Origin of the sequence: Micromonospora sp. NPDC000121 (assembly GCF_042899165.1) — a bacterium.
Taxonomy (GTDB): Bacteria; Actinomycetota; Actinomycetes; order Mycobacteriales; family Micromonosporaceae; genus Micromonospora.
Window position 1 is genome coordinate 643,930 of record NZ_JBIAZP010000001.1, and the last position, 23,267, is coordinate 667,196.

Here is a 23,267-nt window from a genome sequence, read left to right on the forward strand (position 1 = left end):
GGGACGGACGGTACCCCCGGAGAGGAGAGACACCGACATGGCAGCGACGACACTTCAGGGCAAGCGGGTCGCGTTCCTGGCCGCCGACGGCGTGGAGGAGGTCGAGTACGTCCAGCCCCGCGAGGCGGTGGAGCAGGCCGGCGCCACGGCGGTGCTGGTCTCGCTCAGGCCCGGCTCGATCCGGTCCTTCAACCACCTGGACCGGTCCACCGCGTACGACGTGGACGTGACCACGGCCGACGCGGACGCCGGCGGCTACGACGCGCTGGTGCTGCCCGGCGGGGTGGCGAACCCCGACTTCCTGCGGACCGACCCGGACGCGGTGCGCTTCGTCAGGGGGTTCTTCGACGCCGGCAAGCCGGTCGGGGTGATCTGCCACGGCCCGTGGACGCTGATCGAGGCGGACGTGGTGCGGGGCCGCCGGATGACCTCCTGGCCGAGCCTGCGCACCGACCTGACCAACGCGGGCGCGACCTGGGTCGACGAGCAGGTCGTCACGGACAACGGGCTGGTCAGCAGCCGAAAGCCCGACGACCTGCCGGCCTTCTGCGCGAAGATCGTCGAGGAGTTCGCCGAGGGGCCGCACCCGTCCCGGTGATCCCTCGTCGACCGGCGGTCGGCGGGCCGACGGCCGACGCCGCCGGCCCGCCTCACGGTCGACCCGACCGGCCACGAGCCGGCACGCATGTTTCGGGTGGGCGGGGAAAGGACCTGGGATGACCACGGAAACCCCGGTGCTCAACAGGCGGCAGATCCGGCTACTCATGTTCGGCCTGATGACCGGCATGCTGCTGGCCGCGCTCGACCAGACGATCGTCGGCACCGCCCTGCCGACGATCGTCGGCGAGCTGGGCGGGATCAACCACTACTCGTGGGTGGTGACGGCGTACCTGCTCGCCTCCACCGCCTCGACGCCGCTCTACGGCAAGATGGCCGACCTGTACGGGCGCCGCCCGGTGTTCCTCTTCTCCATCGGCACGTTCCTGCTCGGCTCGCTGCTGGCCGGCCTGTCGCAGGACATGACCCAGCTCATCGTCACCCGGGGGATCCAGGGGCTCGGCGCCGGCGGCCTGATGACGCTGGCGTTCACCATCATCTCGGACGTGGTCGCGCCCCGGGAACGCGGTCGCTACCAGGGGCTGTTCGGGGCGGTCTTCGGCCTCTCCTCGGTCGCCGGGCCGCTGGTCGGCGGCTACTTCGCCGAGACCGACTGGCGGTGGATCTTCTACGTCAACGTGCCGCTGGCGATCCTGGCGATCGTGGTCTGCTCCCGGGTGATGCGGCTGGTCCCGTTCACCCGGCGCGACCACGCGATCGACTGGCTCGGCGCGGCGCTGCTGGTGGCCGGGGTGAGCTGCCTGCTGCTCGCGCTGAGCTGGGGCGGCAACGAGTACGCCTGGGGCTCCGGCGTGATCATCGGGCTCTTCGTCGCGGGCGCGGTGCTCGGCGTGGCCTTCGTGCTCCAGGAGGCCCGGGTCGCCGAGCCGATCCTGCCGCTGCGGCTGTTCCGCAGCGCCACCTTCGCGCTGGCCAACAGCGCCGGCTTCGTGCTCGGCCTGGTGATGTTCGGGTCGATCATCTTCATCCCGCTCTACCTCCAGATCGTCAAGGGCGCCTCGCCGACCCGCAGCGGCCTGCTGATGCTGCCGATGATGGCCGGCATCATCGTCACCTCGGTGCTGACCGGCCGGGCGATGAGCCGGATCGGGCGGTACAAGTGGTTCCCGGTGGCCGGTGCGGCGGTGCTGCTGGTCGGCATGCTGCTGTTCACCCGGCTGGAGGTGGAGACCTCGCTCTGGGTGGCCTTCGGCTTCATGGTGGTGATCGGCGTCGGGCTGGGGCTCTGCATGCAGTCGCTGATCCTGGCCGTGCAGAACGCCGTCTCGATGCGGGACCTGGGCGCCGGCACCTCGTCGGCGACGTTCTTCCGGTCGCTGGGCGGGTCGTTCGGCGTCGCCATCCTCGGCGCGGTGCTGTCGTCGCGGCTCACCTCCGAGCTGGCCGACCGGCTGCCGGGGGCGATCGCCCAGTTGCCGCCGCAGCAGCAGGCCGCGGTGGCGGCGAGCGGCGGGGCGGACGTCTCGGTCAACGACCCGGCCACCATCCTGGCCCTGCCCGCCCCCGTACGCGCGGCCGTCCAGGTGGCGTTCGTCGAGTCGCTGCACCTGGTCTTCCTGACCACCGGGCTGATCGCGATCGTGGCGGTGCTGGTCACCCTCGCGCTGCCGAACGAGAAGCTGCGCGGGGCGGGGCCGGGCGGCACCACGGGCGGCACGGACGGCCTCGGCGGCGAGGCCCCGGCGCCGGGCGGCAAGCCGCTGTCCCGGGAGTCGAAGGACGAGGCCGCCGCCGAGATGGAGGCGAAGAGCCAGACGATGCTGTGATTGACCCGGCGGCCGTCACCAAGGGCGCGAAGGGTGCCCGCGGCGCGCCCCGGCCCGGGTCACTTGAGGATCAGGCGGTTGGTCTGCTCGAAGACGTCGAGGTCGGCCAGGGTCTCGGGGACGCTGGAGGAGAGCGGGGCCGGGAACTGCTCCCGGTGGAAGAAGCCGGCGTCGACGGTCTCGTCGGTGACCCGGGCCAGTTTGCCGTCCCACTCCTCGACCCGGAACGCGGTCGTGAAGATCTGGTACGTGTGGCCGTACATGTTGGTGTGGGTGCGGTCCGGGCCGGTGTAGAGGGCGAAGGCGCTGACCCGCAGCGCCCGCAGGCCGGTCTCCTCGCGCACCTCGCGGACGGCGCAGTCGGCTATCGACTCACCCAGCTCCATCGCCCCGGCCGGCAGGGCCCACTGGTGGTTGTCGGAGCGTTGGATCAGCAGGACGCGCCCGGCGTTGTCGCGGACCACGGCGCGGGCCCCGACGAACATCAGCGTCCGGTCACCGGCCAGCGCGCGCAACTGGCCCACGTACGAATCGGCCCAGGAGATGCTCACCCGGACAATTTACGGGGCCGGCCGGGAGTGGACGGGCTTTCCAGGGTTCCCAAGGTGTGACCGGCGACACTAATTTGTTGCCCATGCGTAGCACGATGATGGACGCCCCTCTCCAGGTCGCGCGGATCCTCACCCACGGCTCGACCGTGCACGGCACGGCCGAGGTCGTCACGTGGACCGGCGGCGAACCGCGCCGCATGTCGTACGCCGAGGTCGGGCGGACGGCCGCCCGGCTGGCCCACGCGCTGCGCGACGAGTGCGGGGTCACCGGCGACGAGCGGGTCGCCACCTTCATGTGGAACAACAACGAGCACCTCGTGGCCTACTTCGCGGTGCCGAGCATGGGCGCCGTGCTGCACACCCTCAACATCCGGCTCTTCCCGGACCAGCTCGCCTACATCGCCAACCACGCCGAGGACCGGGTGGTGCTGGTCGACTCGACGCTCGTCCCGCTGCTCGCCCGGGTGATCGGCGAGATGACCACGGTGCGGCACGTGGTCGTGGTCGGCGGCGGGGACCCGGCCCCGCTGGTCGCGGCGGCCGGCGACCGGATCGCCGTACACCACTGGGACGCGCTGCTGGCCAACCGGCCGGAGGTCTACGACTGGCCGGAGGTGGACGAGCGCGACGCCGCCGCCCTCTGCTACACCTCCGGGACCACCGGGCACCCCAAGGGCGTGGCCTACTCGCACCGCTCGATCTACCTGCACTCCCTCCAGATCTGCATGCCGGAGTCGTTCGGCCTCGGCCCGACCGACCGCGAGCTGGTGATCGTGCCGATGTTCCACGCGATGGCCTGGGGCCTGCCGTACGCGGCCTTCACCTGCGGGGCGTCGCTGATCATGCCGGACCGGTTCCTCCAGGCCGCGCCGATCGCGGACATGATCGCCGCCGAGCGGCCCACCCTGGGCGGCGCGGTGCCGACCATCTGGAACGACCTGCTGGCCCACCTGGACAGCCGCGAGGTGGACACCTCCTCGCTCAAGGAGGTGATCGTCGGCGGGTCGGCCTGCCCGCCGGCGCTGATGCACGCGTTCGGCGAGCGGCACGGCATCGACGTGGTGCACGCCTGGGGGATGACCGAGATGTCACCGCTCGGCTCGGTGGCCCGCCCGCCGGCCGGGGCGACCGGCGACGACGCCTGGCGCTACCGCTACACGCAGGGCCGGGTGCCGGCCGGGGTCGAGGCCCGGATCGTCGGCCCGCTGGGCGAGCTGATGCCCGCCGACGGGTCGTCCGTCGGCGAGTTGGAGGTCCGTGGGCCCTGGGTGACGGCCCGCTACCTCGGCGACGACACCCCGGACGAGGAGAAGTTCCGCGACGGCTGGCTGCGCACCGGCGACGTCGGCACCCTCTCGCCGGACGGCTTCATCACCCTCACCGACCGGTCGAAGGACGTGATCAAGTCCGGCGGTGAGTGGATCTCCTCGGTCGAGCTGGAGAACGCGCTGATGGCCCACCCGGCCGTGCTGGAGGCCTGCGTCGTCGGGGTGCCCGACGAGCGCTGGGGGGAGCGGCCCCTGGCCACCGTCGTCCTCCGCGAGGGGGCGTCGGCCGACCCCGAGGAGCTGCGGGAGTTCCTGGCCGGGTCGGTGGCCCACTGGCAGTTGCCGGAGCGCTGGGCGGTCATCGACGCGGTGCCGAAGACCAGCGTCGGCAAGTTCGACAAGAAGGTGGTGCGTTCGAGGTACGCCGAGGGCGAGCTGAGTGTGCGGGAGCTGATGGCCCCGTAACGTTTTCAGGCGGGCCGTCGCCTGTAGGGGTAAGGGACGCACTCCTGACATCCCTCCCCAGGGGCGGCCCCGGCGTTCGCACCGCGCCGGGGCCGCCCGTTCCTTGCGGGGCGACCCGCACCATCATTGTTGCGAAACTTGTTCGCCTCTGTCCCGATGATGGGGAAATTCGCCCAGCTCAGAGGGGTTCCTTGTGGCTGGGCCGTCTGACCCGCCGACCGTCACCCCGCGGCGCTGGTGCTGATGAGCACCTTCCCGACCACCGAGTTCTCCACCGCCCGGTGCGCGGCCGCCGCCGCCGAGAGCGGGTGGTGGTGCAGCGGCAGGCCCGCGTCCTCGCCCACCCGGATGCCGCCCTGCGCCGCCGCGGCGGCCACGTCCACCACCGCCTGGGCCTTGGCCGCCTTCGGCTCCGTGTAGACGAGCACGAACTGCCAGCGCGCGTTCGGCACCATCGACGGCCGGATCGGCAGGGTCACCTCGTCCCCGCCGTCGTCGGCGTAGACGCACACCGCGCCGCCGCGCGCCAGCAGTTGCACGTCGGTCGCGGCGTTGCGCGCCGCGGAGACCTCGACGATTGTGTGCACCCCGTCGGGCGCGATCTTGCGGACCTCCTCGACCACGTCCTGCTCCCGGTAGTTGACCACGAAGGACGCCCCGGCCGCCGCCGCGAGCTGCGCCTTCTCCGGGCTGCTGACCGTGGCGACCACGCAGGCGTCCGCCCACCGCGCGAGCTGGATCGCCGCGTTGCCCACCGCGCCCGCCCCGCCCTGCACGAGCACCGTGTGGTCGCTGAGCGACCCGGCGTGCAGCCGGTCCGGCGTGTACTCCCCGGCGGTCAGGCACCGGTGCGCGGTGAGGAAGGGAATGCCCAGGCAGGCCCCCACGTCGAAGGAGGCGTCGCCGAGGGGCACCGCCTGCCGGACCGGCACCAGCGTGTACTCGGCGGCGGTCCCCCAGGGGCGCTGCCAGGCGGCCTCCCACAGCCAGACCCGCTCGCCGATCAACTCCCGGTCGACACCCTCGCCGACCGACTCGATCACCCCCGCGCCGTCCTGCCCCGGTGTCTGCCAGCCGTCCGGCAGCGGCCCCCGCTGGCGCGACTTCCAGTCCGTCGGGTTCACCCCGGAGACCGCCACCCGCACCAGCACCTCGCCGGGACCCGGCTCCGGCACCGGCCGGTCGACCAGTTGCAGCACCGAGGCGTCGCCGGTGCGCTCGTACACGATCGCCTTCATCCCCGTCTCCTCACCCGGCGGCCCCGGCGCGGGACGCCGTCGGCTGCCGTACCCGACGGATCCGCCCTCATGCCGACCCCGCCGGGGCCGGAAACCGCCCAATCGGGTGGCTGGCGGGAGGGATCGGCCATCCGGGACGGGGCGGGCGCCGACGCCGAACCGGCCGGCGCCGGTGGGCAGCGGGACAGCTCGGCGACGCCTGCGTTGCTGGTCGGCGAACAGACCCGCCGGAGGGTCGAGCCCGAGTCGGGGCGGTCTGATTGGCCCGGCGTGGCTACGCTGGCGGCGTGGCGACCAGGCGGGTGCCGGAGCGGCTGCGCTGGGCCGTGGAGCGACTCGACCTGCGCGCCGGCCACCGGGTGCTGGAGATCGGCTGCGGCAACGGGGTGGCCGTCGCGCTCATCTGCGCGATGCCGGAGGTTGCCCGGGTCGTCGCGGTCGACCGGTCCGCCACCGCGCTGCGGGCCGCCGCCCAGCGTAACGCGGCGCAGGTCGCCGCTGGCCGGGCCGTCTTCCGGCACGCCGACCTGTCCACCCTGGACTCCTCCGGGGAACGCTACGACCGGATCCTCGCGGTCAACGTCAACCTGTTCTGGACCCGGCCGCCCACGGCCGAGTTCCGCCGACTCGCCGGCCTGCTGGCCCCCGACGGCATGCTGCACCTGGTCTACGAGCCGCCGCACCCCGCCCGGCTGGCCACGCTCGTCGACCGGCTCACCGACCGGGTGGGCGGTGCGGGCTGGACCGTCGCGGAGGTCGCCCGGGTCGACCGGCCGACGCCGCTGCTCGACGTGGTCGCCCGCCCGGCCTGAGCCGCTACCCGAGCCGGTCCACCGTCTCGGGGGTCAGCTCGTCCACCGAGCCCAGCAGCACCGCCGCGAGCCGCTCGGCGTCCGGGTCCAGCGGGTACGACCCGTGCGGCACCGCCACCACCGTCATCCCGGCGGCGGCCGCCGACCGGACGCCGTTGGACGAGTCCTCCACGGCGACGCAGCGGGCCGGGTCGAAGCCCAGCCGCCCGGCGACGGCCAGGTAGACGTCCGGCGCCGGCTTGCCCCGCTCCGTCTCCTCGGTCGACAGCGTCGCGCCGAACGCGTCGGTCAGGCCCGTCGCGGCCAGCGCCGCCGTGATCAGCCGGGTCGGCGAGGAACTGGCGAGCCCCAGCGGCCACCGCGCGGCCAGCCGGCGCACCACCTCGTCGGCCCCGTCGATCAGCGGTACGCGCGCCGCGTACCGCCGGGTCATCTCCTCGACCACCTCGGCGGCGACCTGCTCGGCGCTCCGGTCGACGCCCAGCTCGTCGCTGAGGTACCGGGCCCACTCGCCGGTGCTCATGCCCATCAGCCGGCGCTGCGTGTCGGCCTGCCAGGTCCCGCCGTGCGCCGCCACGTACGCCCGCCGCACCTCTTCCCAGACCGGCTCCGAGTCCACGATCACGCCGTCCAGGTCGAAGATCACCGCATCCGCCACGGCCCCATCCTGCCCCATCGGGCGCCGACCCGTGCCGTCCCGCCTGGCGGCGGCCGGGCGGAGCCGATGAGCGGGCCGACCCGGCGGGCGGCGCCGGGCCGCCCGGCGGCGGCGGTCAGCGCTGCGGGGCGGGCAGGCCGATCGGGTTTTCCTCGGGGATGACCGTGTGGCCGGCGCGGGCGATCGGTTCGAGCAGTTCCCGGAGCCGGTCGCTGCGCTCCCGGCCTAGCGCCCGCCACGGTCGCGCGGCGGCTTCGTCGGTGGCGTCCTCGATCGCCTGGAACCGGTCCCGACCCTGCGCGGTCGCCTCGCCCTCGGCGGTGAGCCAGCCCCGCTCGGCCAGCCGGGCGCGGGCGGCGGCCCACTGCTCCTCGGCCCACCCCCGCCCGGCCAGGTACTGCGGGGACAGGCCGGCCGCGACCCGCCAGGCCAGCGTCTCCACCGGGTCGAGGTCGGCCGCGACCAGCGCCGCGACGTGCCCGTCACCGCGGTGCTCCCGCAGTGTCGTGGCGGCCTGCCAGAGCCGGGCCAGCGGGTATTCGCCGCGCGGCAGGGCGGCGTTGGCGGCGGCGAGCACCCGGCCGGCGGTCTCCACCTCGGCTGCGGCCGCCTCCAGCAGCTCGGCCGCCTCGACCAGATGCGACTCGGGCAGCTCGTAGGTCAGCTCGGCCAGCGCCTGCACCGCGCCGGTGAGCCGCGCGCGCAGCGCCTCCGGCGGGGTGGCGAGCCGCCAGACGGCCGGCAGCGCCCGCGCCACCGTGTGCGGGGCGAAGCTGAAGAACGCCCCGCACACCGGCGCGGCGTCGACGGGCCCGAGCGGCGCCGCCCGGCCGGCGAAGTAGCCGCGCCAGAAGCCGCGCAGCCCGACCGCCTCGAAGGCGGCCCGCGCCCGGGGATGGAAGTAGGTGACCGCGTGGACCGGCTCGAAGTGCGTCCACATCACCCGGGCGATCCGCCCCGCGTCGTCCAGCGCCGTCACGTGCACCTCCGCGTCCGGTCGGGTCGTCACCCCGGACAACGGATCGCCCGGGGTGACGCCGAACCTACTGCCGGTGGGTGAAGGGCCGGAAGCCCTCTGTGGGCTACTGCATCACACCAGGGCGACAACCCGGGCGAACCGGGCCGGCCACCCGGGTCACTGGGCCGCGAGCACGTCCACGACGAAGCGCAGCGGGCCGGTCGGCCGGCCGCTGGAGGCGTCGTTGCCGTACGCCAGCTCGGCCGGGATGTCGAGCTGCACGCGGCTGCCGACGGTCACCCCGACCAGGCCCTGGTCCCAGCCCGGGATGACCTGGCCGACGCCGATCGCGAAGGAGGCCGGCTGGCCGGCGTTCCACGACGAGTCGAACTCCTTGCCGTCGGCGTAGAAGACGCCCACGTAGTTCGTGGTGATCGTCTGGCCCTTCTGCACCGCCGGGCCGGTGCCCTTGATCAGCGGGGTCACGGTGAGCTTCTTCAGCTCGCCCTTGCCAGCGGCGACCGTCGGCTTGGTGCCCAGGGCCGGGTCCGCGCCCTCCGGGAGCTGCGGGGCGGCGGGCGTGTCGGCCGCCGGCGCGCTGGCGGACGACGACGGGGTGGTCGCCGCCTGGTCCGTGGAGTCGTCGTCGTTCTGCCCGATCGTTACGAAGACGCCGATCAGCACCGCGACCACGGCGACGCCGGCGAGCCCGCCGGCCCAGGCCTGCCGGCGGCGCTTCGCCTCGGCCGCCTTCTTCGCGGCCAACTGGGCGGCCAAGCGCCGCTCCGACTTCTGGGACCGGTTCTGCGTACGCTCGCTCACGGCGTCGACTCCCTGCTGCGAAGGTGTGGCCGGCATCGGAGTGCCGGGGGGAAAGTCGACGCACACGGTACCCGCCCCGACGCCCACCGTGCCGCCTCGGTCGTCGCCGCTTCCATCACCCGCGCCACCCGCGCCCCACCCGCACCGGCCGGAACGCCCGGGGCAGGGCACCGCCGGCCGCCGCGGCTCAGCCGTCCACGTGCCGGGCCAGGGACTGCCGCAGGTGGTGCTTCGGCCGGGCCCCGACGATCGAGCCGACCACCTCGCCCCGGCGGAAGACCAGGAGGGTGGGCAGGGACAGCACTCCGTACGCGCGCGTGGTGTCCGGGTTCGCGTCGGTGTCGATCGTGGCGAAGACCATCCGCCCGGCGAACTCCCCGGCCAGCTCGGCGAGGCTGCGGGAGATGGCCCGGCACGGCGGGCACCAGTCCGCCCAGAAGTCGACCACCACCGGCCGGTCGGCGGCGAGCACCACGGCGGCGAAGGTGTCGTCGGTGACGGCGGTCAGCGAGCCGTCCGGCGCAGTCTCAAGCATGTTTCCTCCCGGTGGGCGATGGCCTGGGCGAGTTGGTCCCGCAGCTCCTGCCGGACCGCGTGCAGTCGGTCGATGCCGGCGTCGACCTCGGCCAGCTTCCGCCGCAGCACCGCGACGGAGTCCGGGCAGACGTGGCCGGAGGCGTTGCCGGCCCGCAGGCAGGCGACGAACGGGCGGATGTCGTCGAGCCCGAAGCCCACCGCGAGCAGGGCCCGGATCTCGCGTACGACGTGCAGCTCCGCCTCGTCGTACACCCGGTAGCCGTTGGCCGAGCGGGCCGCCCGGACCAGCCCGTGCGTCTCGTAGTAGCGCAGGGTCCGGGTGCTCGTGCCGGCGCGTTCCGCCAGCTCACCGATCAGCATCCGACCTCCCTCGTCCGACGCGACCGACGCTAGACCTTGCCACCGGCGTCAAGGCAACCTCCGCTGTAAGGAAGGGCACCTTATTAACGTTTCCGGTAGAGGAAGGGCCCCCTGCTAACGAATTGGCGAGCGCGAGACCAGCTCGCGCGGGGGCGGTACGGGCGCGACCCGGCGGGGGTCAGGCGGTCTTGCGGGCCGCCTTCTTCGGGGCCGCCTTCTTCGCCGCGGGCTTCTTCTCGCCCTCGGCGGCCTTCTTCGGGGCTGCCTTCTTCGCGGCCGCCTTCTTGGGTGCCGCCTTCTTCTCGGCGGCCTTCTTGGCCGGCGCCTTGGCGGCCTTCTTCTCGGCCGCCTTCTTCTGCGCGGAGCGGGCCGCCGAGATCGGGGTCGGCTCGCCGCCGCCGGCCGGCGCCTCACCCCGGGCGGCCTTGGCCCGCTCCACGGACGCCTTCAGCGCCGCCATCAGGTCCACCGCCGCGGCCGGGGCCTCCTCGACCTCCTCCGGCTGGACCACCTCGCGGCCCTCCACCTTCGCGTCGATGACCTCCTGGAGGGCCGCCCGGTAGTCGTCGGTGAAGGCGTCCGGCTCGAACTCGCCGGCCATCGAGTCGATCAGCGAGCTGGCCATGGCCAGCTCCGGCGGGCGGACCTTCAGGTCCTCGTCCAGGAAGCCGAAGTCGGGGGTACGGATCTCGTCGGGCCAGAGCATCGTGTTGAGCAGCAGCACGCCCTCCCGTACCCGCAGCGTGGCGAGCTGCTCCCGCTGGCGCAGGGCCACCTTGACGATCGCCACCCGCTCCGAGTCGGCGAGCGCGTCGCGCAGCAGCACGTACGGCTTGGTGGCGGTGCCCTCCGGCTCCAGGAAGTACGCCTTGTTGTAGAGGATCGGGTCGACCTGCTCGGCGGGGACGAACTCCAGCACGTCGATCGCGTGTGAGGTGGACAGCGGCAGGTCGGCGAAGTCCTCGTCGGTCAGGATCACCATCTCGCCGCCGCCGATGTCGTAGCCCTTGGCGATGTCGTCGTAGGTGACCTCCTCGCCGCAGACCTGGCAGGTGCGCTTGTAGCGGATCCGGCCGCCGTCCTCCCGGTGCACCTGGTGGAAGCGGATGTCCTTCTCCTCGGTGGCCGAGTAGACCCGCACCCCGATCGAGACCAGCCCGAACGAGACCGCTCCCTTCCAGATGGCCCGCATCCCGTGCTCCTCTCGCCGGTACAGCCCAGGATCGCAAAAGATCGAAGGCCACGCGAGCGCTTCCGTGGGCAAGTACAGTCGTGAGGTGCCCGGCGCGCCGCTCAAGCCGATGCTCGCGATGACCGGGCAGCTCCCGGCGGGTGCCGGCTGGGCGTACGAGTTCAAGTGGGACGGGGTCCGCGCGCTCGCCGACATCTCCGGCGGCCGGCAGCACCTGTACGCCCGATCCGGCGTCGAGATCACCGTCGCGTACCCCGAGCTGGCCACCCTCCAGCGGCAGGTGGGCGACGCGCTGCTCGACGGCGAGGTGGTGCTGCTCGGCGAGCACGGCCAGCCCTCGTTCACCGCCCTGGCGGAGCGGATGCACGTCCGCGACCGGAACAAGGCCGCCCGGCTGGCGGCGGTCAGCCCGGTGACGTACATGATCTTCGACCTGCTCCGGCTCGACGGCGAGGACCTGACCGGCCGGTCGTACGCCCGCCGAAGGGAGGCCCTGGACGGCCTGGGGCTCGGCGGGGCCCGGTGGGCGGTGTCGCCGGTCTTTCCCGACGGTCTGGCCACCTACGAGGCGGCGGGCGAGCACGGCCTGGAGGGGGTGATGGCCAAGCGGGTCGACTCGGTCTACCGCCCGGGGGTGCGCTCGCCGGACTGGGTGAAGGTCAAGCTGGAGGTGACCGGCGACTTCGTGGTCGGCGGCTGGCGGCCCGGGGCGCGGAAGATCGGCGGCCTGCTGGTCGGGGTGCCGCGCCCGGACGGGCGGCTCACCTACCGGGGGCGGGTCGGCGGCGGCATCGGCGCGGCCATCGAGCGGGAACTGCTCCGCGAGCTGGAGCCGCTGCGGGCCGGCACGTCGCCGTTCGCCGACGCCCTGCCGCGCGAGGATGCCCGGGGCGCGATCTGGGTAACACCGAGGATCGTGGTGGAGGTGAAGTACGGCCAGCGCACCCCGGACGGGCGGCTGCGGTTCCCCCGGGTGCTCCGGCTGCGGCCGGACAAGCCCGCCGAGGAGGTAGAGGATGCCGGGTGAGCGGTTGAAGGTGGAGGTCGAGGGGCGTTCGCTGGAGGTGTCCAACCTGGACAAGGTGCTCTATCCCGACGCCGGGTTCACGAAGGGCGAGGTGATCGACTACTACACGCGCATCGCCCCGGTGCTCCTGCCGCACCTGCAAGGCCGGGCGTTGACCCGGATCCGCTTCCCCAACGGGGTGACCGGCGGCTCGTTCTTCGAGAAGAACGCCCCGGCCGCCACCCCCCGCTGGGTGCGCACCGAGACGCTGCCCGCGCCCGGGTCGAGCAAGGGTCGGGAGACCATCGACTACGTCGTCGCCGACGACCTGCCCACCCTGGTCTGGCTGGCCAACCTCGCCGCGCTGGAGCTGCACACCCCACAGTGGAAGATCGGCGAACACCCGGACATGATGGTCGTCGACCTGGACCCGGGGCCGCCGGCCGCGCTGCGCCAGTGCTGCCAGGTGGCGCTGCTGATGCGGGACCGGCTCGCCGAGGACGGCATCGACAGCTACCCGAAGACGTCCGGGAAGAAGGGCATGCAGCTCTGCTGCCCGATCGCCGGCACGCAGGACGCCGAGGACGTGTCCGCCTACGCCAAGCGGATCGCCCAGGAGCTGGAACGGGCGCACCCGAAACTGGTCGTGTCGAAGATGGCGAAGAACCTGCGGCCGGGCAAGGTTTTTATCGACTGGAGCCAGAACAACGCGGCCAAGACGACGGTGTCGCCGTACTCGCTGCGGGCCCAGTCGGTGCCGTCCGTGTCCACCCCGCTGACCTGGGACGAGGTCGAGGCGGGCGCGGCCGGGAAGCGGCCGTCGAGCAAGCCGTACACGGCCGGTGAGGTGCTGACCCGGGTGGAGAAGCAGGGGGACCTGCTGGCCCCCCTGCTCGACGGCGGCCCGGAGCTGCCGACCCGCTGAGCCCCGTCAGGCGGCCGGCCAGGTGGTGTACGAGACCCGCGCGTTCAGGTTGGCCGGCACCCCGAGGTAGGCGTAGCAGTTGACCGAGATGACGGTGTCGGCCCCGGACGGGAACCGGCTGACCAGCACGCAGTAGCCGCGTGGCGGACGCTGGAAACTGGTCATGAAGGAGTTGACGAAGGCCGTGCCGTAGGCGGTCCCGGTGCCGGCGAAGCGCACCTGGTAACGCCCGGTGCCGAGCACGGTGCCCGCCGCGCCGCCGAAGCCCGGGATCGTCGAGTTGTAGCTCTCGCCCCAGATCGAGGTGCCGCTGATGTCCTCGCCGTAGAACACCCCGCTGGCGAAACGCGGTCCCGACGCCCGGCCGAGCAGGTCCACCCGCGAGCCGTAGGTGACGACGAAACGGGCGTCCACCGGGTTGCCGGCCGCGTTCGCGCAGTAGACAACCCACGCGTCCGGCGGATCGATCTGGCAGTGCACGGCGGTGCCGCCGAGCGCGGTCACGTGCGACATCGGGAAAATCGGGCCGTACTCGCTGACCGGGTTCCGGTTCATCTGGAAGCGGTACCGCCCGGTGCCGAGGCGCTCGTAGGCGATCTCCCCGCCGGTCGAGTCGTACCGGTACGTGGCCGGCAGGGTGCGCAGCCCGCTGGGCACCGCCTGGTCGGTGACGAACCACGCCAGTCGGCCCTGACTGATCTGGCGGACGTTGGTGAAGGTGGTAACGAACCTGCTGTCCACCGGGATGCCGGTCGCGGCGAAGCAGCGCACCTGGATCAGCAGGTCGGGGGCGACCAGGCTGCGGTACCAGCCGGCCACCGTGCAGAACACCGGCCCGCCGCCGTACGCCACCGCGTGCGCCACCCCGCCGGTGGTCGCCCCGCCCTCCAGCACCACCGTGTACGCCCCGGTGCCGGTCCGCCGCACGACGACGTCGCCCTCGCCGGAGTGGACGCTGTAGCCGCCGGTGATGCGGTACTCGGCGGTGGTCGGGGAGTGCGCCCAGACGGTGGCCGTGATCGTGGGGTTGATGACCGGCAGCGGATCCGCCGTGGCGGGCGCCGGCCCGGCCAGCACCGACCCGGCCAGCAGTGCCGCAAGCGCCGCCGCGACCCGCGCGTCGTCCAGATGAGCGCATGGCAGAGACCTCCTGTCCGGACGTGCCGGCGTGCTGTGAACGGCGGGAGGCACCGCCCGCCCCGGTCCCCGCGCCACGAGTCTGGCAACCTCTGTCAATGCCCGGGCCGGCCCTCCGTGGCGGCTGGTGCGGCCGGATTCTTCGGCGAGACGGTGCCGGCGCTGCGGGTGGCCTGCCGGGAACCGCCCGGCCCGGCGCGTCGGTGGGACGCCGGTCCCGCGCCGGTTGAGTAGGGTGACCAGAGCCTGCCCGAGGAGTGCGTGATGAGCCTGACCGATGCCCTCGTCCGGGAGTCGCCGGCCGGTGACCGGCCCGCCGGGGCGGACCAGCCGCTGCTGACGTACCTCGATGACGCGACCGGCGAGCGGGTCGACCTGACCGCGACGGAGCTGGGCCGCTGGGCGGCGCGGGCCGCCGCGCTGCTGCGCGAGGGCTGCGGGCTGGGCGTCGGCGACCGGGCCGCAGTGCTGCTCCCGGCCCACTGGCAGACCGCCGCCGTGCTGCTGGGCGCCTGGTCGGCCGGCGTGGCGGTGTCGTTCCGCCCCCGGGCGACGGCCGGCCTGCCGCAGCTCGGGCCGGGCGACAACGAGCCGTTCGACGCGGTCTTCGTCAGCGCGAAGCGGCTGGACGACTGGCTGGAGGACGTGCCCGAGGGCACGCACCGCTACGTCCTCGGGCTCGGGTCCACCCCGTTGATCGAGGTGCCCCTGGGCTACCTGGACTGGCTCGCCGAGGTGGCCCGGCACACCGACGCGCTGCCCGCGTCCGCCCCGCTGACCAGCGCCGACGCGGCCAGCTCGGACGGCACGAGCTACCGCGAGTGGGGCAGCGTCGCGCGGGCCGTGGCCGAGCGGCTCGACCTGCGGGCCGGCGACCGGCTGCTGGTCGACGTCGCCGAGCACGAGCAGCCCGTGTACTGGCTGCTGGCGCCGCTGGCCGTCGGCGCGTCGGTGGTGCTCTGCGCCAACCTCGACCCGGCGACCCTCGACGCCCGGATCGCGGCCGAGCAGATCACCCGGGTGCTGTGATGGCCGGGGTCTACACCGAGGCGAGCATGTCGCTGGACGGCTACATCTCCGGGCCGGGCGAGAGCGGCTTCGACCTGCTCTTCCGGTGGTACGAGAACGGCGAGGTCCCCACGCCGACCGCCAAGCCGGAGATGGCGTTCCGCACCTCCCCGGCGAGCGCCGGCCACCTGCGGCGCACCGTGGACGAGACCGGTGCCCTGGTCGTCGGCCGGCGGCTCTTCGACATGATCGGCGGCTGGGACGGCCGGCACCCGCTGGACAAGCCGGTCGTGGTGGTCACCCACCACGTGCCGGACGGCTGGCCCCGGCCGGACGCGCCGTTCACCTTCGTCACCGAGGGCATCGAGGCCGCCGTCGCCCAGGCCCGGGAGCTGGCCGGCGACTGCTGGGTCGGGGTCAACGGCGGCAGCATCGCCCGCCAGTGCCTCGACGCCGGGTTGCTGGACGAGATACGGGTCAACCTCGTGCCGGTCCTGCTCGGCGGCGGGGTGCCGTTCTTCGACCAGCTCGGGCACCCGCCGGTCGAGCTGACCGGGCCGACGGTCATCGAGGGCGACCAGGTCACCCACCTCTACTACCGGGTCCGCCGGCCGTAGTCGCCAGGCAGGTCACGACCAGCCGTCAGCGCCGGCTCACCCGTCGCCCAACGGCCGGAACTGCACCGCCCCCTTTGGCGATCTTGGACAGTTGTCGTTCCCAGCGAACGGAAATGTCCAAGATTTGGCCGGAGCAGCGTGGTCGGAGTGCGCCGGGCGGCGGGGGCGTCCTCACCCAGGTTGGGTGCGGGTCCGCCAGGGGCGGCGGGAGCAGGGCACGGTGTGGTCGGTCGGCAGGGCGCAACGCGCGCCGCCGGCGTGGGAGGATCTTGGGGCCTACCAGGAGTTGTCATGCCCCGAATTTCAGACCGCCAGCGCATAGCCCAGGACATCCGCGACGAGATCGCATCGGGTGAGTACGGCCCCGGCGCGAAGCTGCCTTCACTGCGTGAGATGTCTGCGCACCACGGCGTCTCGGCCGAGCCGGTCCGATCAGCTTTGCTGATTCTGCAGGCCGAGGGGTTGGTCGAAGGCCATCAAGGCAAGGGCGTGTACGTCACCGGGACTCGGCCAGGGGGCGACTAGCGGGTTTCAGCGGCCGAGCGGATGCCAAGGGCAAAGGCCTTCCTGCTCGGCCGCATCGATCTAGGTCCGGGTTGACGGGCTGCGGTCGGCGGCTCGTAAACCCGTCTGCGCAGGCCGAAGCGCTTATTGGAAGAGCCTGCCGGGCCTTCTGGAGCGGCCCCGCTTGCTGATCATGGAATCCTTGCGCCTGCGGCGCACCATGATCGACTTTGTCTGCCTCTTCAGAGCTTGGAGGATCCTGTCCCTCATCGCATGCCTCTTCTCGCGTATGTCGGATCGGCCATCGCGATTTCGCGCCGGGCCGTGGCCTAGCGTGGTGGTGCGGGCCCACGGGTCCGAATCCGTCGCCCGTATCGCAGCCCGCGTACCCGGGCAGAGATCAGTCATTCATCAGCGTCGGGCCACACCGCTGAGCCGGTCCGGCTTCACCGCGCCGACCGGGATGTGCTCGCGCGGCGAAGCGTTGCGGCGATGGTACCGCCCGCAGTACCATCAACGCGTGCCGTCCCTAGACAAGCTCGTTGAAGCGATGCGTAAGAACCAGCAGAACATCGCCTACAACGATCTCTACCGGGTGTGCGAGCACTACTTCGGGAAGCCGCGGCAAACTGGCACCTCCCATGCGGTGTTCAAGATGCCCTGGGCGGGCGACCCGCGCGTCAACATCCAGAACGACAAAGGCAAGGCCAAGGCGTACCAGGTGCGGCAAGTGCTCAAGGCGATCGACAAGAAGGAGGCCATGTGATGCAGGCTGATGCTCGTCCCGAGATTTCCCACTACACCTACCGTGTCACGTGGTCGGCCCAGGACCGCGAGTTCGTCGCCACCTGCGCCGAGTTTCCGTCCCTCTCGTGGCTGGCCGCATCCCAGATCGAGGCTCTGCAGGGGCTGCAGGATCTACTGCGCGACGTGATCGTGGACATGGAAGAACAAGGCGAACAGGTGCCTCAGCCGTTCGCTGAGCGCAGCTTCTCAGGCAAGTTCAACCTCCGCGTCGGAGAGAGCCTGCACCGCGAGCTTGCTATCCACGCCGCCGAGGACGGCATGAGCCTCAACCAGTACGTCCTACGAAAGCTCAGCGCCGCCTGATCAACGCGGACGGCCAGGCGCCCCGACAGGGCGGGGTTTCTCAGTCGATCGAGGGCAGCTTCGGGCCCAGGACGTCGTCGGCGTCGACGATCGTGTACGCGTACCCCTGCTCCGCCAGGAACCGCTGGCGGTGGGCGGCGTACTCGGTGTCGATGGTGTCCCGGGAGACGACGGTGTAGAAGTGCGCCTGCCGGCCGTCGGCCTTGGGCCGCAGCACCCGCCCCAGCCGCTGCGCCTCCTCCTGCCGGGAGCCGAACGTGCCGGAGACCTGGATCGCCACCGCCGCCTCGGGCAGGTCGATGGAGAAGTTGCCGACCTTCGAGATCACCAGGGTGCGCAGCTCGCCGGAGCGGAACGCGTCGAAGAGCCGCTCCCGTTCCTTGTTGGTGGTCGAGCCCTGCACGATCGGCGCGTCGAGGTATTCGCCGAGCTGGTGGAGCTGCTCGATGTAGCCGCCGATCACCAGCGTCTGCTCGCCCGGGTGCCGGTCCACCAGCGCCTTGACCACAGGCAGCTTCGTGCGGGCGGTCGCCGCCATCCGGTAGCGCTCCTCGGCCTCCGCCGTCGCGTACGCCATCCGCTCCGCGTCGGTGAGCGTCACGCGTACCTCGGTGCACTCGGCCGGGGCGATCCAGCCCTGCGACTCGATGTCCTTCCACGGCGCGTCGTACCGCTTCGGGCCGATCAGGCTGAACACGTCGCCCTCCCGGCCGTCCTCGCGGACCAGCGTCGCCGTCAGGCCCAGCCGGCGGCGGGCCTGGAGGTCCGCGGTGAAGCGGAAGATCGGCGCGGGCAGCAGGTGCACCTCGTCGTAGACGACCAGGCCCCAGTCGCGCGCCCCGAACAGGTCCAGGTGGGTGAACGCGCCGCCGCGCCGCGAGGTGAGCACCTGGTACGTGGCGATGGTGACCGGGCGGATCTCCTTGCGCTCGCCCGAGTACTCCCCGATCTCCTCCTCCGTCAGGGAGGTGCGGGCGATCAGCTCGCGCTTCCACTGCCGCCCGGCGACCGTGTTGGTGACCAGGATCAGCGTGGTGGCCTTCGCCTCGGCCATCGCCGCCGCCCCGACCAGCGTCTTGCCCGCGCCGCAGGGGAGCACCACGACGCCCGACCCGCCGGCCCAGAACGCCTCCACAGCCTCCCGCTGGTACGACCGCAGCGTCCACGGCTTCCCGCCGTCCTTGCCGGCCTCGGCCAGCTCGATCGGGTGTGCCTCGCCGTCGACGTAGCCGGCCAGGTCCTCCGCCGGCCAGCCCAGCTTGAGCAGCGCCTGCTTGAGCCGGCCCCGCTCGGACGGGTGCACCGCGATGGTGTCGTCGTCGATCTTCGCGCCGAGCATGCCGGCAAGCTTCTTGCTCTTGGCGACCTCGATCAGCACCACCCGGTCGAGCGCTCGCAGCACGAGGCCGTGCGCCGGGTCGTTGGCGAGCTGGAGCCGGCCGTAACGGTCCATCGTCTCGGCCACGTCGACCAGCAGCGCGTGCGGCACCGGGTAGCGGCTGTACTTGATCAGCGCGTCCACCACGGCCTCGGCGTCGTGCCCGGCGGCGCGCGCGTTCCACAGCCCGAGCGGCGTCAGCCGGTAGGTGTGCACGTGCTCCGGGGAGCGCTCCAGCTCCGCGAAGGGCGCGATGGCCATCCGGCACGCCTGTGCGTCGGGGTGGTCGATCTCCAGCAGCAGGGTCTTGTCCGACTGCACGATCAGGGGTCCACCGCTCACGCCAGTGCCTCTCCTCCGCCTCGGGTCGCCGGCTGTCCGGGAGGTGACTGACCCGCCCCAGGCCGACCCACCAGTGTTGCACGCATCCGGGTGACGCCAGAAAAATCTGGACACGAGGCGCAACCGGAGCGGGACTCGCAACGTCTAGCAATAGGACACCTGTCACGGGAGGCGCCATGAGACACGTCCGGATCACCACCCGGCTCGTCGCCCTGACGGTGGCCACGCTGGTCGGCGCCGGTGCGTGCGCGTTCGAGCCGCGGGCCGACGGAGGTGGGGGCGGGGGTCCCGTCCCGGTCGGTGCCACGGAGCAGGTAACGGGGGCGAGCGGTGCGCCCGGGCCGGACCAGCGGGCCGGCACGGCGACGGCGAAGCCGGCGGTGAAGCCCGCGCCGAACCGCCCCAGGCCGACCCGGCCGGCGGCGAAGCCGACGCGCCCGGCCCCGAAGCCCACCGGGTCGCCGTCCGCCGCCGGCTGCCCACAGGGGGAGCACCAGCGCGCGGTGGAGGCGTACCTCGCCCGGCTGGGCGGGTTCGGCACGCTGACCGTGGACGGCCGGCAGTCCGCCGCCGACTGCGCCGCCATCAAGAAGTTCCAGAAGCGGTACGACATCCGTCCCGCCCACGGCCGCGCCGGGCCCACGACGTACGACGTGGCGAAGCGGCTGGCCACCACCGACACGGCGCGCTGCAAGGCCGGCTCCGGCACCACCTTCTGCATCGACCTGACCCGGCAGACGACCTGGGTGATGCGCAACGGCAAGGTGCTGGTGAAGCCGACGGTCACCCGGACGGGCATGCCCGGCTACCGCACCCCGGCCGGCACCTTCACGATCAACTACCGCAACGTCAAGGAGTGGTCCGACCCGTACGAGGTCTGGCTGCCGTACTGGCAGCACTTCACGCAGGGGATGGGCTTCCACGAGACCACGACCTACCTGCACAACAAGGCGATCGGCTCGCACGGCTGCGTCAACCTGCTGCACGCCGACGCGGTCCGGTACTGGGAGCTGGGCAAGGTCGGCAGCCGGGTGGTGCTGGTCGGGCGGCGCCCCGGCACCTGAGCCGCCGCCCCCGAAGCCTCGGCCCGCCCGGGTCGCACACGCCGTGCGATCGGGGTTTATCCCCTGTCACTCCGGTCACCCGAGTGACACGCTGGAGTGCCAGGCGTCAGACCGGACGGGGAGGCTGGAGATGACGGTCGACCGGGAAGCGGTACCGGAGCACAGTGCCGAGCGCGACCGGTCGCCGGACGAGCGCGTCTCCACCGCCACCGTCGTCGCGTACGCGGCCGCCGCGGCGGTGCTCCTCGGCTGGTTCCTCTTCGGCTGGCTCGTGCTCGAACAGGGCTTCGTCGACTCGGTCGGCGAGTCGGCCGGCGCCGGCTTCGCGCTGCTGCTGATCGTCTCCGTCGTCGGGACGGTACGCCGCAGCCGGCGCTGACCCGACCCGAGGCCGCCGGCCATGGAACGACCCGTGGGCGGCCGGGCGCCCGCGCTCAGTCCTCCCGCACCGCCGCCGTGATCCGGTGCAGGGCGAAGGTGTGCAGCATCTCCGTCCGCTCGTCCTCGGCGCGCAGGTAGCCCGCGCCGATCGAGACCGGCCGGACCAGCCGGGACGCGGTCGCCCCGTGCGCGTCGACGTACCCCACCCAGACCAGCGCCTTGTCCCGCACCGCCTGCTGGAGCACGGCGAGGGCGTCGCTGTGGGTGTGCACCGGCGCCGGCCCGGTACGCGCCGCGCCGCCCCGGACCACCGCCGGCGCGCGCCGTGCCGCCCGTGCCGCCGCGTCGCCGCGCCGGATCTGCTCCACCACGCCCAGCAGGCGGGGCATCGACAGCTTCGGCGCGGTCAGCGGGTCGACGGTCCGGGTCGCCACCGACACCCGGGCCGGGGCGCGGCGGGTCTTCGGGCGGGACAGCACCGCCGCCCCGCTCGCGTCCTCCGGCACCGGGGCGTACCCGGCGTCGCGCAGGGCGGTGAGCATGCGGCCCACCTGGTACGGCGTCGACAGCACCGTCGGCGCGAGCCGGCGCAGCGCCAGCGACTCCAGCCGCCGGTCGGCGAGCACCTCGGTCAGCAGCGCCTCGTCGTCGCTGCGCACGTACGCCCCGGCGGCGCCGACCCGCAGCCCGCCGTGCTTGCGGGCCACGTCGTCCACCAGGTACGTCAGCCCCTGCGGGACCGGGGTGCGGGACCGGCGCCGGAACAGGGCGTGCAGGTCGTCGGCCGAGTAGCCGGCGTCCAGGGCCCGGCGCACGCTGGCCGTGGTGACCCGGTGCACGCTGGCCCCGCCGGCCGACTCGTGCTCGGCCACCACCTCCAGTTCGGCGGCGAGGGCCGGGTCGGGCGGGCCGGGCACCACGACGGTCAGGTCGGCCTGCACCAGGAAGTGGTCGACCGGGGCGGGCAGCAGCGCGTCCAGTGCGCGTACCGCACCCGTCCCGTCGCCGTCCTCGGCGTCCGCGCGCAGCCCGAGCGGGTCGTCCCCGCCCCGCTCGTCGGCGGCGGCGACGTCGGCGAGCAGCAGCCGCCCGTACGAGGTGAGCGCCCCCAGCCCGGTCACGCCCAGCGTCGCCGCCTCGGTCAGCACCTCGCGGTGCGCGGCCTCCCGCCCCCGGCTGCGCCGCGGCGCCCGCCAGTCGAGCAGGGACTGCACCTCCTCCGGGGTGGGCGCGGTGGCCGGCTCCAGGTCGGCGAGCACGCCGAGGACCGCCCGCCGGGCGGCCGGCGCCCCGGCCCGTTCCACCTCTGCCGAGAGCACGGTGATCGGGCGGTCCCGGTCGTCGCGCTGCCCGACCAGCCCGACCTGCCGGGTCATGGTCAGCCAGGCCCGGCCGAGCTGCTCCCAGCGCTGCGCGAGCGTGCCGGCCCGCCACACCTCGTACCCGGCGGTGGGCAGCACCTGCTGGTCGGCCCCGTAGCGGGTGGTGGTGGCCCCGGGCAGGTCCACCTCGCCGATCAGCCCCGCCGCGTGCGCCGCCTCCAGCAGCAGGGCGGCCGTCGGCTCGTCCACCCCGACCGCCTTGGCCAGCCGGCGCAGGTCGCGCACGCCCAGGCCGCCGGAGCGCAGCACGGGCGCCGGCTCGGCGGCGAGCTGCTCCAGCAGCGCCTCGGTGTGGCGTACCGCCTCCATGGTCTGCCCGGCCCCGGCGGAGTCGGCGGCCTTCGGCTCGCGCGGCGGCGTGGCCACCGGCGGCGGGCTGGTCCGCAGCGGGCCGAGCGGGCCGCTGTCCCGGCGCAGCAGCAGGCCGACCTCCCGGGGCAGCTCGACGGTGCCGGTGGCGCCCGCCTTGCCGCCGGAGACCGGCACCAGCAGGTGGTGGTCGACCAGCCAGCGCACCGGCGAGCCGGTCGGCGCGCCGCCGTTGATCGGGTCCGGGGGCAGGTCGTCCTCCGCGCCGACCGGCGGCGCCTGCAACGCGCCCGCCGGCACGCTGCCCACCGGCGGGCCCGCGGCCAGCCGGTCCAGGATCGCCCGGGCCGAGGGCGGCGCGGCCAGCAGCGTCCGCCGCAGCTTCGCCGGGTCCGCGCAGAGCGCCGCCGCCCGCGGGTCCAGCTCCGCCGCCGGTCGACCCAGCCCCGCCGGGTACGGGGAGACCTCGTCGACGCTCTCCACCACGCGCAGGGCGCTCTCGGGGCCGTGCAGCAGGAAGAGCGCGCGCAGCCGGTTCACGGCGGCACGGACGGAGGTGGGGGCGGGCGGGTGCGGGCCGGCGGTGGCCATGGCGAGCACCGCCGGGGTGGAGGTGGTGCCCTCGGCCGCGTCCCGGGTGAGCCGGGCGGCGTCCAGGATCTGCAAAGTGAACTGGTCGAGCCCGTCGAGCGCGCGGGCCACCGAGACCCGGGACTGGGCCCGGATGGCGAGCGCGGAGACGTCGGCGGGCACGGGTACGACCAGGTCCGGCCGCAGTTGGAGGAGGGCGGCGAGCGACTCGTCGGGCAGCGACCTCAGGTGGTCGGCGAGTGAGGTGGTCATCGTCGTTCCACGCTAG

At 73.4% G+C, this 23,267-nt stretch carries 24 protein-coding genes; 13 read left to right on the forward strand and 11 right to left on the reverse strand.

Translation table 11 applies throughout. The features are described from left to right. Positions 1–37 precede the first annotated feature (37 nt). Positions 38–598, forward strand: a complete 561-nt coding sequence (locus ACFY23_RS03105) for a type 1 glutamine amidotransferase domain-containing protein (protein WP_350680692.1) — start codon at positions 38–40, stop codon at positions 596–598. 118 nt (positions 599–716) lie between these two features. Beyond that, complete coding sequence (locus tag ACFY23_RS03110; protein WP_350680690.1) at positions 717–2,384, forward strand: MDR family MFS transporter; 1,668 nt, start codon at positions 717–719, stop codon at positions 2,382–2,384. Positions 2,385–2,443: 59 nt separating this feature from the next. Here ACFY23_RS03110 and ACFY23_RS03115 read toward each other — a convergent pair whose 3' ends face one another. After that, positions 2,444–2,935: an NUDIX domain-containing protein gene (locus tag ACFY23_RS03115; RefSeq protein WP_350680688.1), complete on the reverse strand. Its 492-nt coding sequence runs from the start codon at positions 2,933–2,935 to the stop codon at positions 2,444–2,446. Positions 2,936–3,018: 83 nt separating this feature from the next. Between ACFY23_RS03115 and ACFY23_RS03120 the strand changes: the two genes are divergently transcribed. Continuing rightward, positions 3,019–4,668: a fatty acid--CoA ligase gene (locus ACFY23_RS03120; protein ID WP_350680686.1), complete on the forward strand. Its 1,650-nt coding sequence runs from the start codon at positions 3,019–3,021 to the stop codon at positions 4,666–4,668. Between the two features lie 221 nt (positions 4,669–4,889). Here ACFY23_RS03120 and ACFY23_RS03125 read toward each other — a convergent pair whose 3' ends face one another. Further along, positions 4,890–5,906 carry an NADPH:quinone reductase gene (locus ACFY23_RS03125; protein WP_350680684.1) on the reverse strand — a complete coding sequence of 339 codons (1,017 nt, stop codon included), beginning with the start codon at positions 5,904–5,906 and terminating at the stop codon, positions 4,890–4,892. Between the two features lie 287 nt (positions 5,907–6,193). Here ACFY23_RS03125 and ACFY23_RS03130 point away from each other — a divergent pair, with 287 nt between their 5' ends. After that, positions 6,194–6,718 carry a class I SAM-dependent methyltransferase gene (locus ACFY23_RS03130; RefSeq protein WP_350680682.1) on the forward strand — a complete coding sequence of 175 codons (525 nt, stop codon included), beginning with the start codon at positions 6,194–6,196 and terminating at the stop codon, positions 6,716–6,718. Positions 6,719–6,722: 4 nt separating this feature from the next. Here the strand turns inward: ACFY23_RS03130 and ACFY23_RS03135 are convergent, their stop codons facing one another. The 6 genes from ACFY23_RS03135 to ACFY23_RS03160 all read right to left on the reverse strand — a co-directional run bounded on the left by ACFY23_RS03135 (position 6,723) and on the right by ACFY23_RS03160 (position 11,245). Continuing rightward, entirely contained in the window at positions 6,723–7,376 is a 654-nt protein-coding gene (locus tag ACFY23_RS03135) for an HAD family phosphatase (protein ID WP_350680680.1), read from the reverse strand. 115 nt (positions 7,377–7,491) lie between these two features. Then, positions 7,492–8,316: a hypothetical protein gene (locus ACFY23_RS03140; RefSeq protein ID WP_350680720.1), complete on the reverse strand. Its 825-nt coding sequence runs from the start codon at positions 8,314–8,316 to the stop codon at positions 7,492–7,494. A gap of 195 nt (positions 8,317–8,511) precedes the next feature. Further along, a complete protein-coding gene (locus ACFY23_RS03145; RefSeq protein ID WP_350680678.1) occupies positions 8,512–9,192 on the reverse strand; it encodes an FKBP-type peptidyl-prolyl cis-trans isomerase in 681 nt (226 codons plus the stop codon). Positions 9,193–9,343: 151 nt separating this feature from the next. Then, positions 9,344–9,691: a thioredoxin gene (gene trxA / locus ACFY23_RS03150; protein ID WP_350680676.1), complete on the reverse strand. Its 348-nt coding sequence runs from the start codon at positions 9,689–9,691 to the stop codon at positions 9,344–9,346. Continuing rightward, positions 9,661–10,053: a MerR family transcriptional regulator gene (locus ACFY23_RS03155; protein WP_350680674.1), complete on the reverse strand. Its 393-nt coding sequence runs from the start codon at positions 10,051–10,053 to the stop codon at positions 9,661–9,663. Before ACFY23_RS03155 ends, trxA begins: the two co-directional genes overlap by 31 nt. A gap of 178 nt (positions 10,054–10,231) precedes the next feature. After that, the gene (locus tag ACFY23_RS03160) at positions 10,232–11,245 is read right to left on the reverse strand and encodes a Ku protein (protein WP_350680672.1); all 1,014 of its coding nucleotides are present in this window, start codon (positions 11,243–11,245) and stop codon (positions 10,232–10,234) included. Between the two features lie 85 nt (positions 11,246–11,330). Between ACFY23_RS03160 and ligD (ACFY23_RS03165) the strand changes: the two genes are divergently transcribed. After that, positions 11,331–12,272, forward strand: a complete 942-nt coding sequence (gene ligD, locus ACFY23_RS03165; protein ID WP_350680670.1) for a non-homologous end-joining DNA ligase — start codon at positions 11,331–11,333, stop codon at positions 12,270–12,272. Beyond that, the gene (gene ligD, locus ACFY23_RS03170) at positions 12,262–13,176 is read left to right on the forward strand and encodes a non-homologous end-joining DNA ligase (RefSeq protein ID WP_350680668.1); all 915 of its coding nucleotides are present in this window, start codon (positions 12,262–12,264) and stop codon (positions 13,174–13,176) included. The genes ligD (ACFY23_RS03165) and ligD (ACFY23_RS03170) overlap by 11 nt, the downstream gene beginning before the upstream one ends. Positions 13,177–13,182: 6 nt before the next feature. Here ligD (ACFY23_RS03170) and ACFY23_RS03175 read toward each other — a convergent pair whose 3' ends face one another. After that, on the reverse strand, positions 13,183–14,253 hold the full coding sequence (locus tag ACFY23_RS03175; RefSeq protein ID WP_350818906.1) for a hypothetical protein: 1,071 nt from the start codon (positions 14,251–14,253) through the stop codon (positions 13,183–13,185). Between the two features lie 324 nt (positions 14,254–14,577). Between ACFY23_RS03175 and ACFY23_RS03180 the strand changes: the two genes are divergently transcribed. The 5 genes from ACFY23_RS03180 to ACFY23_RS03200 all read left to right on the forward strand — a co-directional run bounded on the left by ACFY23_RS03180 (position 14,578) and on the right by ACFY23_RS03200 (position 17,552). Then, positions 14,578–15,342: a TIGR03089 family protein gene (locus tag ACFY23_RS03180; RefSeq protein WP_350680664.1), complete on the forward strand. Its 765-nt coding sequence runs from the start codon at positions 14,578–14,580 to the stop codon at positions 15,340–15,342. Next, the gene (locus ACFY23_RS03185; RefSeq protein ID WP_350680662.1) at positions 15,342–15,938 is read left to right on the forward strand and encodes a dihydrofolate reductase family protein; all 597 of its coding nucleotides are present in this window, start codon (positions 15,342–15,344) and stop codon (positions 15,936–15,938) included. The genes ACFY23_RS03180 and ACFY23_RS03185 overlap by 1 nt, the downstream gene beginning before the upstream one ends. A gap of 291 nt (positions 15,939–16,229) precedes the next feature. Beyond that, a complete protein-coding gene (locus ACFY23_RS03190; protein ID WP_350680660.1) occupies positions 16,230–16,463 on the forward strand; it encodes a winged helix-turn-helix domain-containing protein in 234 nt (77 codons plus the stop codon). 499 nt (positions 16,464–16,962) lie between these two features. Beyond that, a complete protein-coding gene (locus ACFY23_RS03195) occupies positions 16,963–17,208 on the forward strand; it encodes a toxin HicA (protein ID WP_350818904.1) in 246 nt (81 codons plus the stop codon). Continuing rightward, on the forward strand, positions 17,208–17,552 hold the full coding sequence (locus ACFY23_RS03200; protein ID WP_350680656.1) for a toxin-antitoxin system HicB family antitoxin: 345 nt from the start codon (positions 17,208–17,210) through the stop codon (positions 17,550–17,552). The genes ACFY23_RS03195 and ACFY23_RS03200 overlap by 1 nt, the downstream gene beginning before the upstream one ends. 40 nt (positions 17,553–17,592) lie before the next feature. Here ACFY23_RS03200 and ACFY23_RS03205 read toward each other — a convergent pair whose 3' ends face one another. Further along, complete coding sequence (locus ACFY23_RS03205; RefSeq protein WP_350680654.1) at positions 17,593–19,272, reverse strand: DNA repair helicase XPB; 1,680 nt, start codon at positions 19,270–19,272, stop codon at positions 17,593–17,595. Positions 19,273–19,448: 176 nt separating this feature from the next. Here ACFY23_RS03205 and ACFY23_RS03210 point away from each other — a divergent pair, with 176 nt between their 5' ends. Beyond that, positions 19,449–20,336, forward strand: coding sequence for a L,D-transpeptidase family protein (locus tag ACFY23_RS03210; protein ID WP_350680652.1), 888 nt, complete (start codon positions 19,449–19,451; stop codon positions 20,334–20,336). A 130-nt stretch (positions 20,337–20,466) separates the two neighbouring features. Then, positions 20,467–20,715 carry a hypothetical protein gene (locus ACFY23_RS03215; RefSeq protein ID WP_350680650.1) on the forward strand — a complete coding sequence of 83 codons (249 nt, stop codon included), beginning with the start codon at positions 20,467–20,469 and terminating at the stop codon, positions 20,713–20,715. A 55-nt stretch (positions 20,716–20,770) separates the two neighbouring features. Here ACFY23_RS03215 and ACFY23_RS03220 read toward each other — a convergent pair whose 3' ends face one another. Continuing rightward, positions 20,771–23,251 (reverse strand): helicase-associated domain-containing protein, encoded by a 2,481-nt coding sequence (locus ACFY23_RS03220; RefSeq protein ID WP_350680648.1) that lies wholly within the window; start codon positions 23,249–23,251, stop codon positions 20,771–20,773. Between the last annotated feature and the right edge of the window lie 16 nt (positions 23,252–23,267).

Excerpts from the sequence above, each read along its gene's own strand:
- ACFY23_RS03110 (WP_350680690.1), top strand. The coding sequence starts at position 717 with ATGACCACGGAAACCCCGGTGCTCAACAGGCGGCAGATCCGGCTACTC.
- ACFY23_RS03160 (WP_350680672.1), bottom strand. The coding sequence starts at position 11,245 with ATGCGGGCCATCTGGAAGGGAGCGGTCTCGTTCGGGCTGGTCTCGATC.
- ACFY23_RS03190 (WP_350680660.1), top strand. The coding sequence starts at position 16,230 with ATGCCCCGAATTTCAGACCGCCAGCGCATAGCCCAGGACATCCGCGAC.
- ACFY23_RS03105 (WP_350680692.1), top strand. The coding sequence starts at position 38 with ATGGCAGCGACGACACTTCAGGGCAAGCGGGTCGCGTTCCTGGCCGCC.
- ACFY23_RS03210 (WP_350680652.1), top strand. The coding sequence starts at position 19,449 with ATGAGACACGTCCGGATCACCACCCGGCTCGTCGCCCTGACGGTGGCC.
- ACFY23_RS03140 (WP_350680720.1), bottom strand. The coding sequence starts at position 8,316 with ATGTGGACGCACTTCGAGCCGGTCCACGCGGTCACCTACTTCCATCCC.
- ACFY23_RS03185 (WP_350680662.1), top strand. The coding sequence starts at position 15,342 with ATGGCCGGGGTCTACACCGAGGCGAGCATGTCGCTGGACGGCTACATC.
- ACFY23_RS03155 (WP_350680674.1), bottom strand. The coding sequence starts at position 10,053 with ATGCTGATCGGTGAGCTGGCGGAACGCGCCGGCACGAGCACCCGGACC.
- ACFY23_RS03120 (WP_350680686.1), top strand. The coding sequence starts at position 3,019 with ATGCGTAGCACGATGATGGACGCCCCTCTCCAGGTCGCGCGGATCCTC.
- ACFY23_RS03125 (WP_350680684.1), bottom strand. The coding sequence starts at position 5,906 with ATGAAGGCGATCGTGTACGAGCGCACCGGCGACGCCTCGGTGCTGCAA.
- ACFY23_RS03215 (WP_350680650.1), top strand. The coding sequence starts at position 20,467 with ATGACGGTCGACCGGGAAGCGGTACCGGAGCACAGTGCCGAGCGCGAC.
- ACFY23_RS03180 (WP_350680664.1), top strand. The coding sequence starts at position 14,578 with ATGAGCCTGACCGATGCCCTCGTCCGGGAGTCGCCGGCCGGTGACCGG.
- ligD (WP_350680668.1), top strand. The coding sequence starts at position 12,262 with ATGCCGGGTGAGCGGTTGAAGGTGGAGGTCGAGGGGCGTTCGCTGGAG.
- trxA (WP_350680676.1), bottom strand. The coding sequence starts at position 9,691 with ATGCTTGAGACTGCGCCGGACGGCTCGCTGACCGCCGTCACCGACGAC.
- ACFY23_RS03200 (WP_350680656.1), top strand. The coding sequence starts at position 17,208 with ATGCAGGCTGATGCTCGTCCCGAGATTTCCCACTACACCTACCGTGTC.
- ACFY23_RS03145 (WP_350680678.1), bottom strand. The coding sequence starts at position 9,192 with ATGCCGGCCACACCTTCGCAGCAGGGAGTCGACGCCGTGAGCGAGCGT.
- ACFY23_RS03220 (WP_350680648.1), bottom strand. The coding sequence starts at position 23,251 with ATGACCACCTCACTCGCCGACCACCTGAGGTCGCTGCCCGACGAGTCG.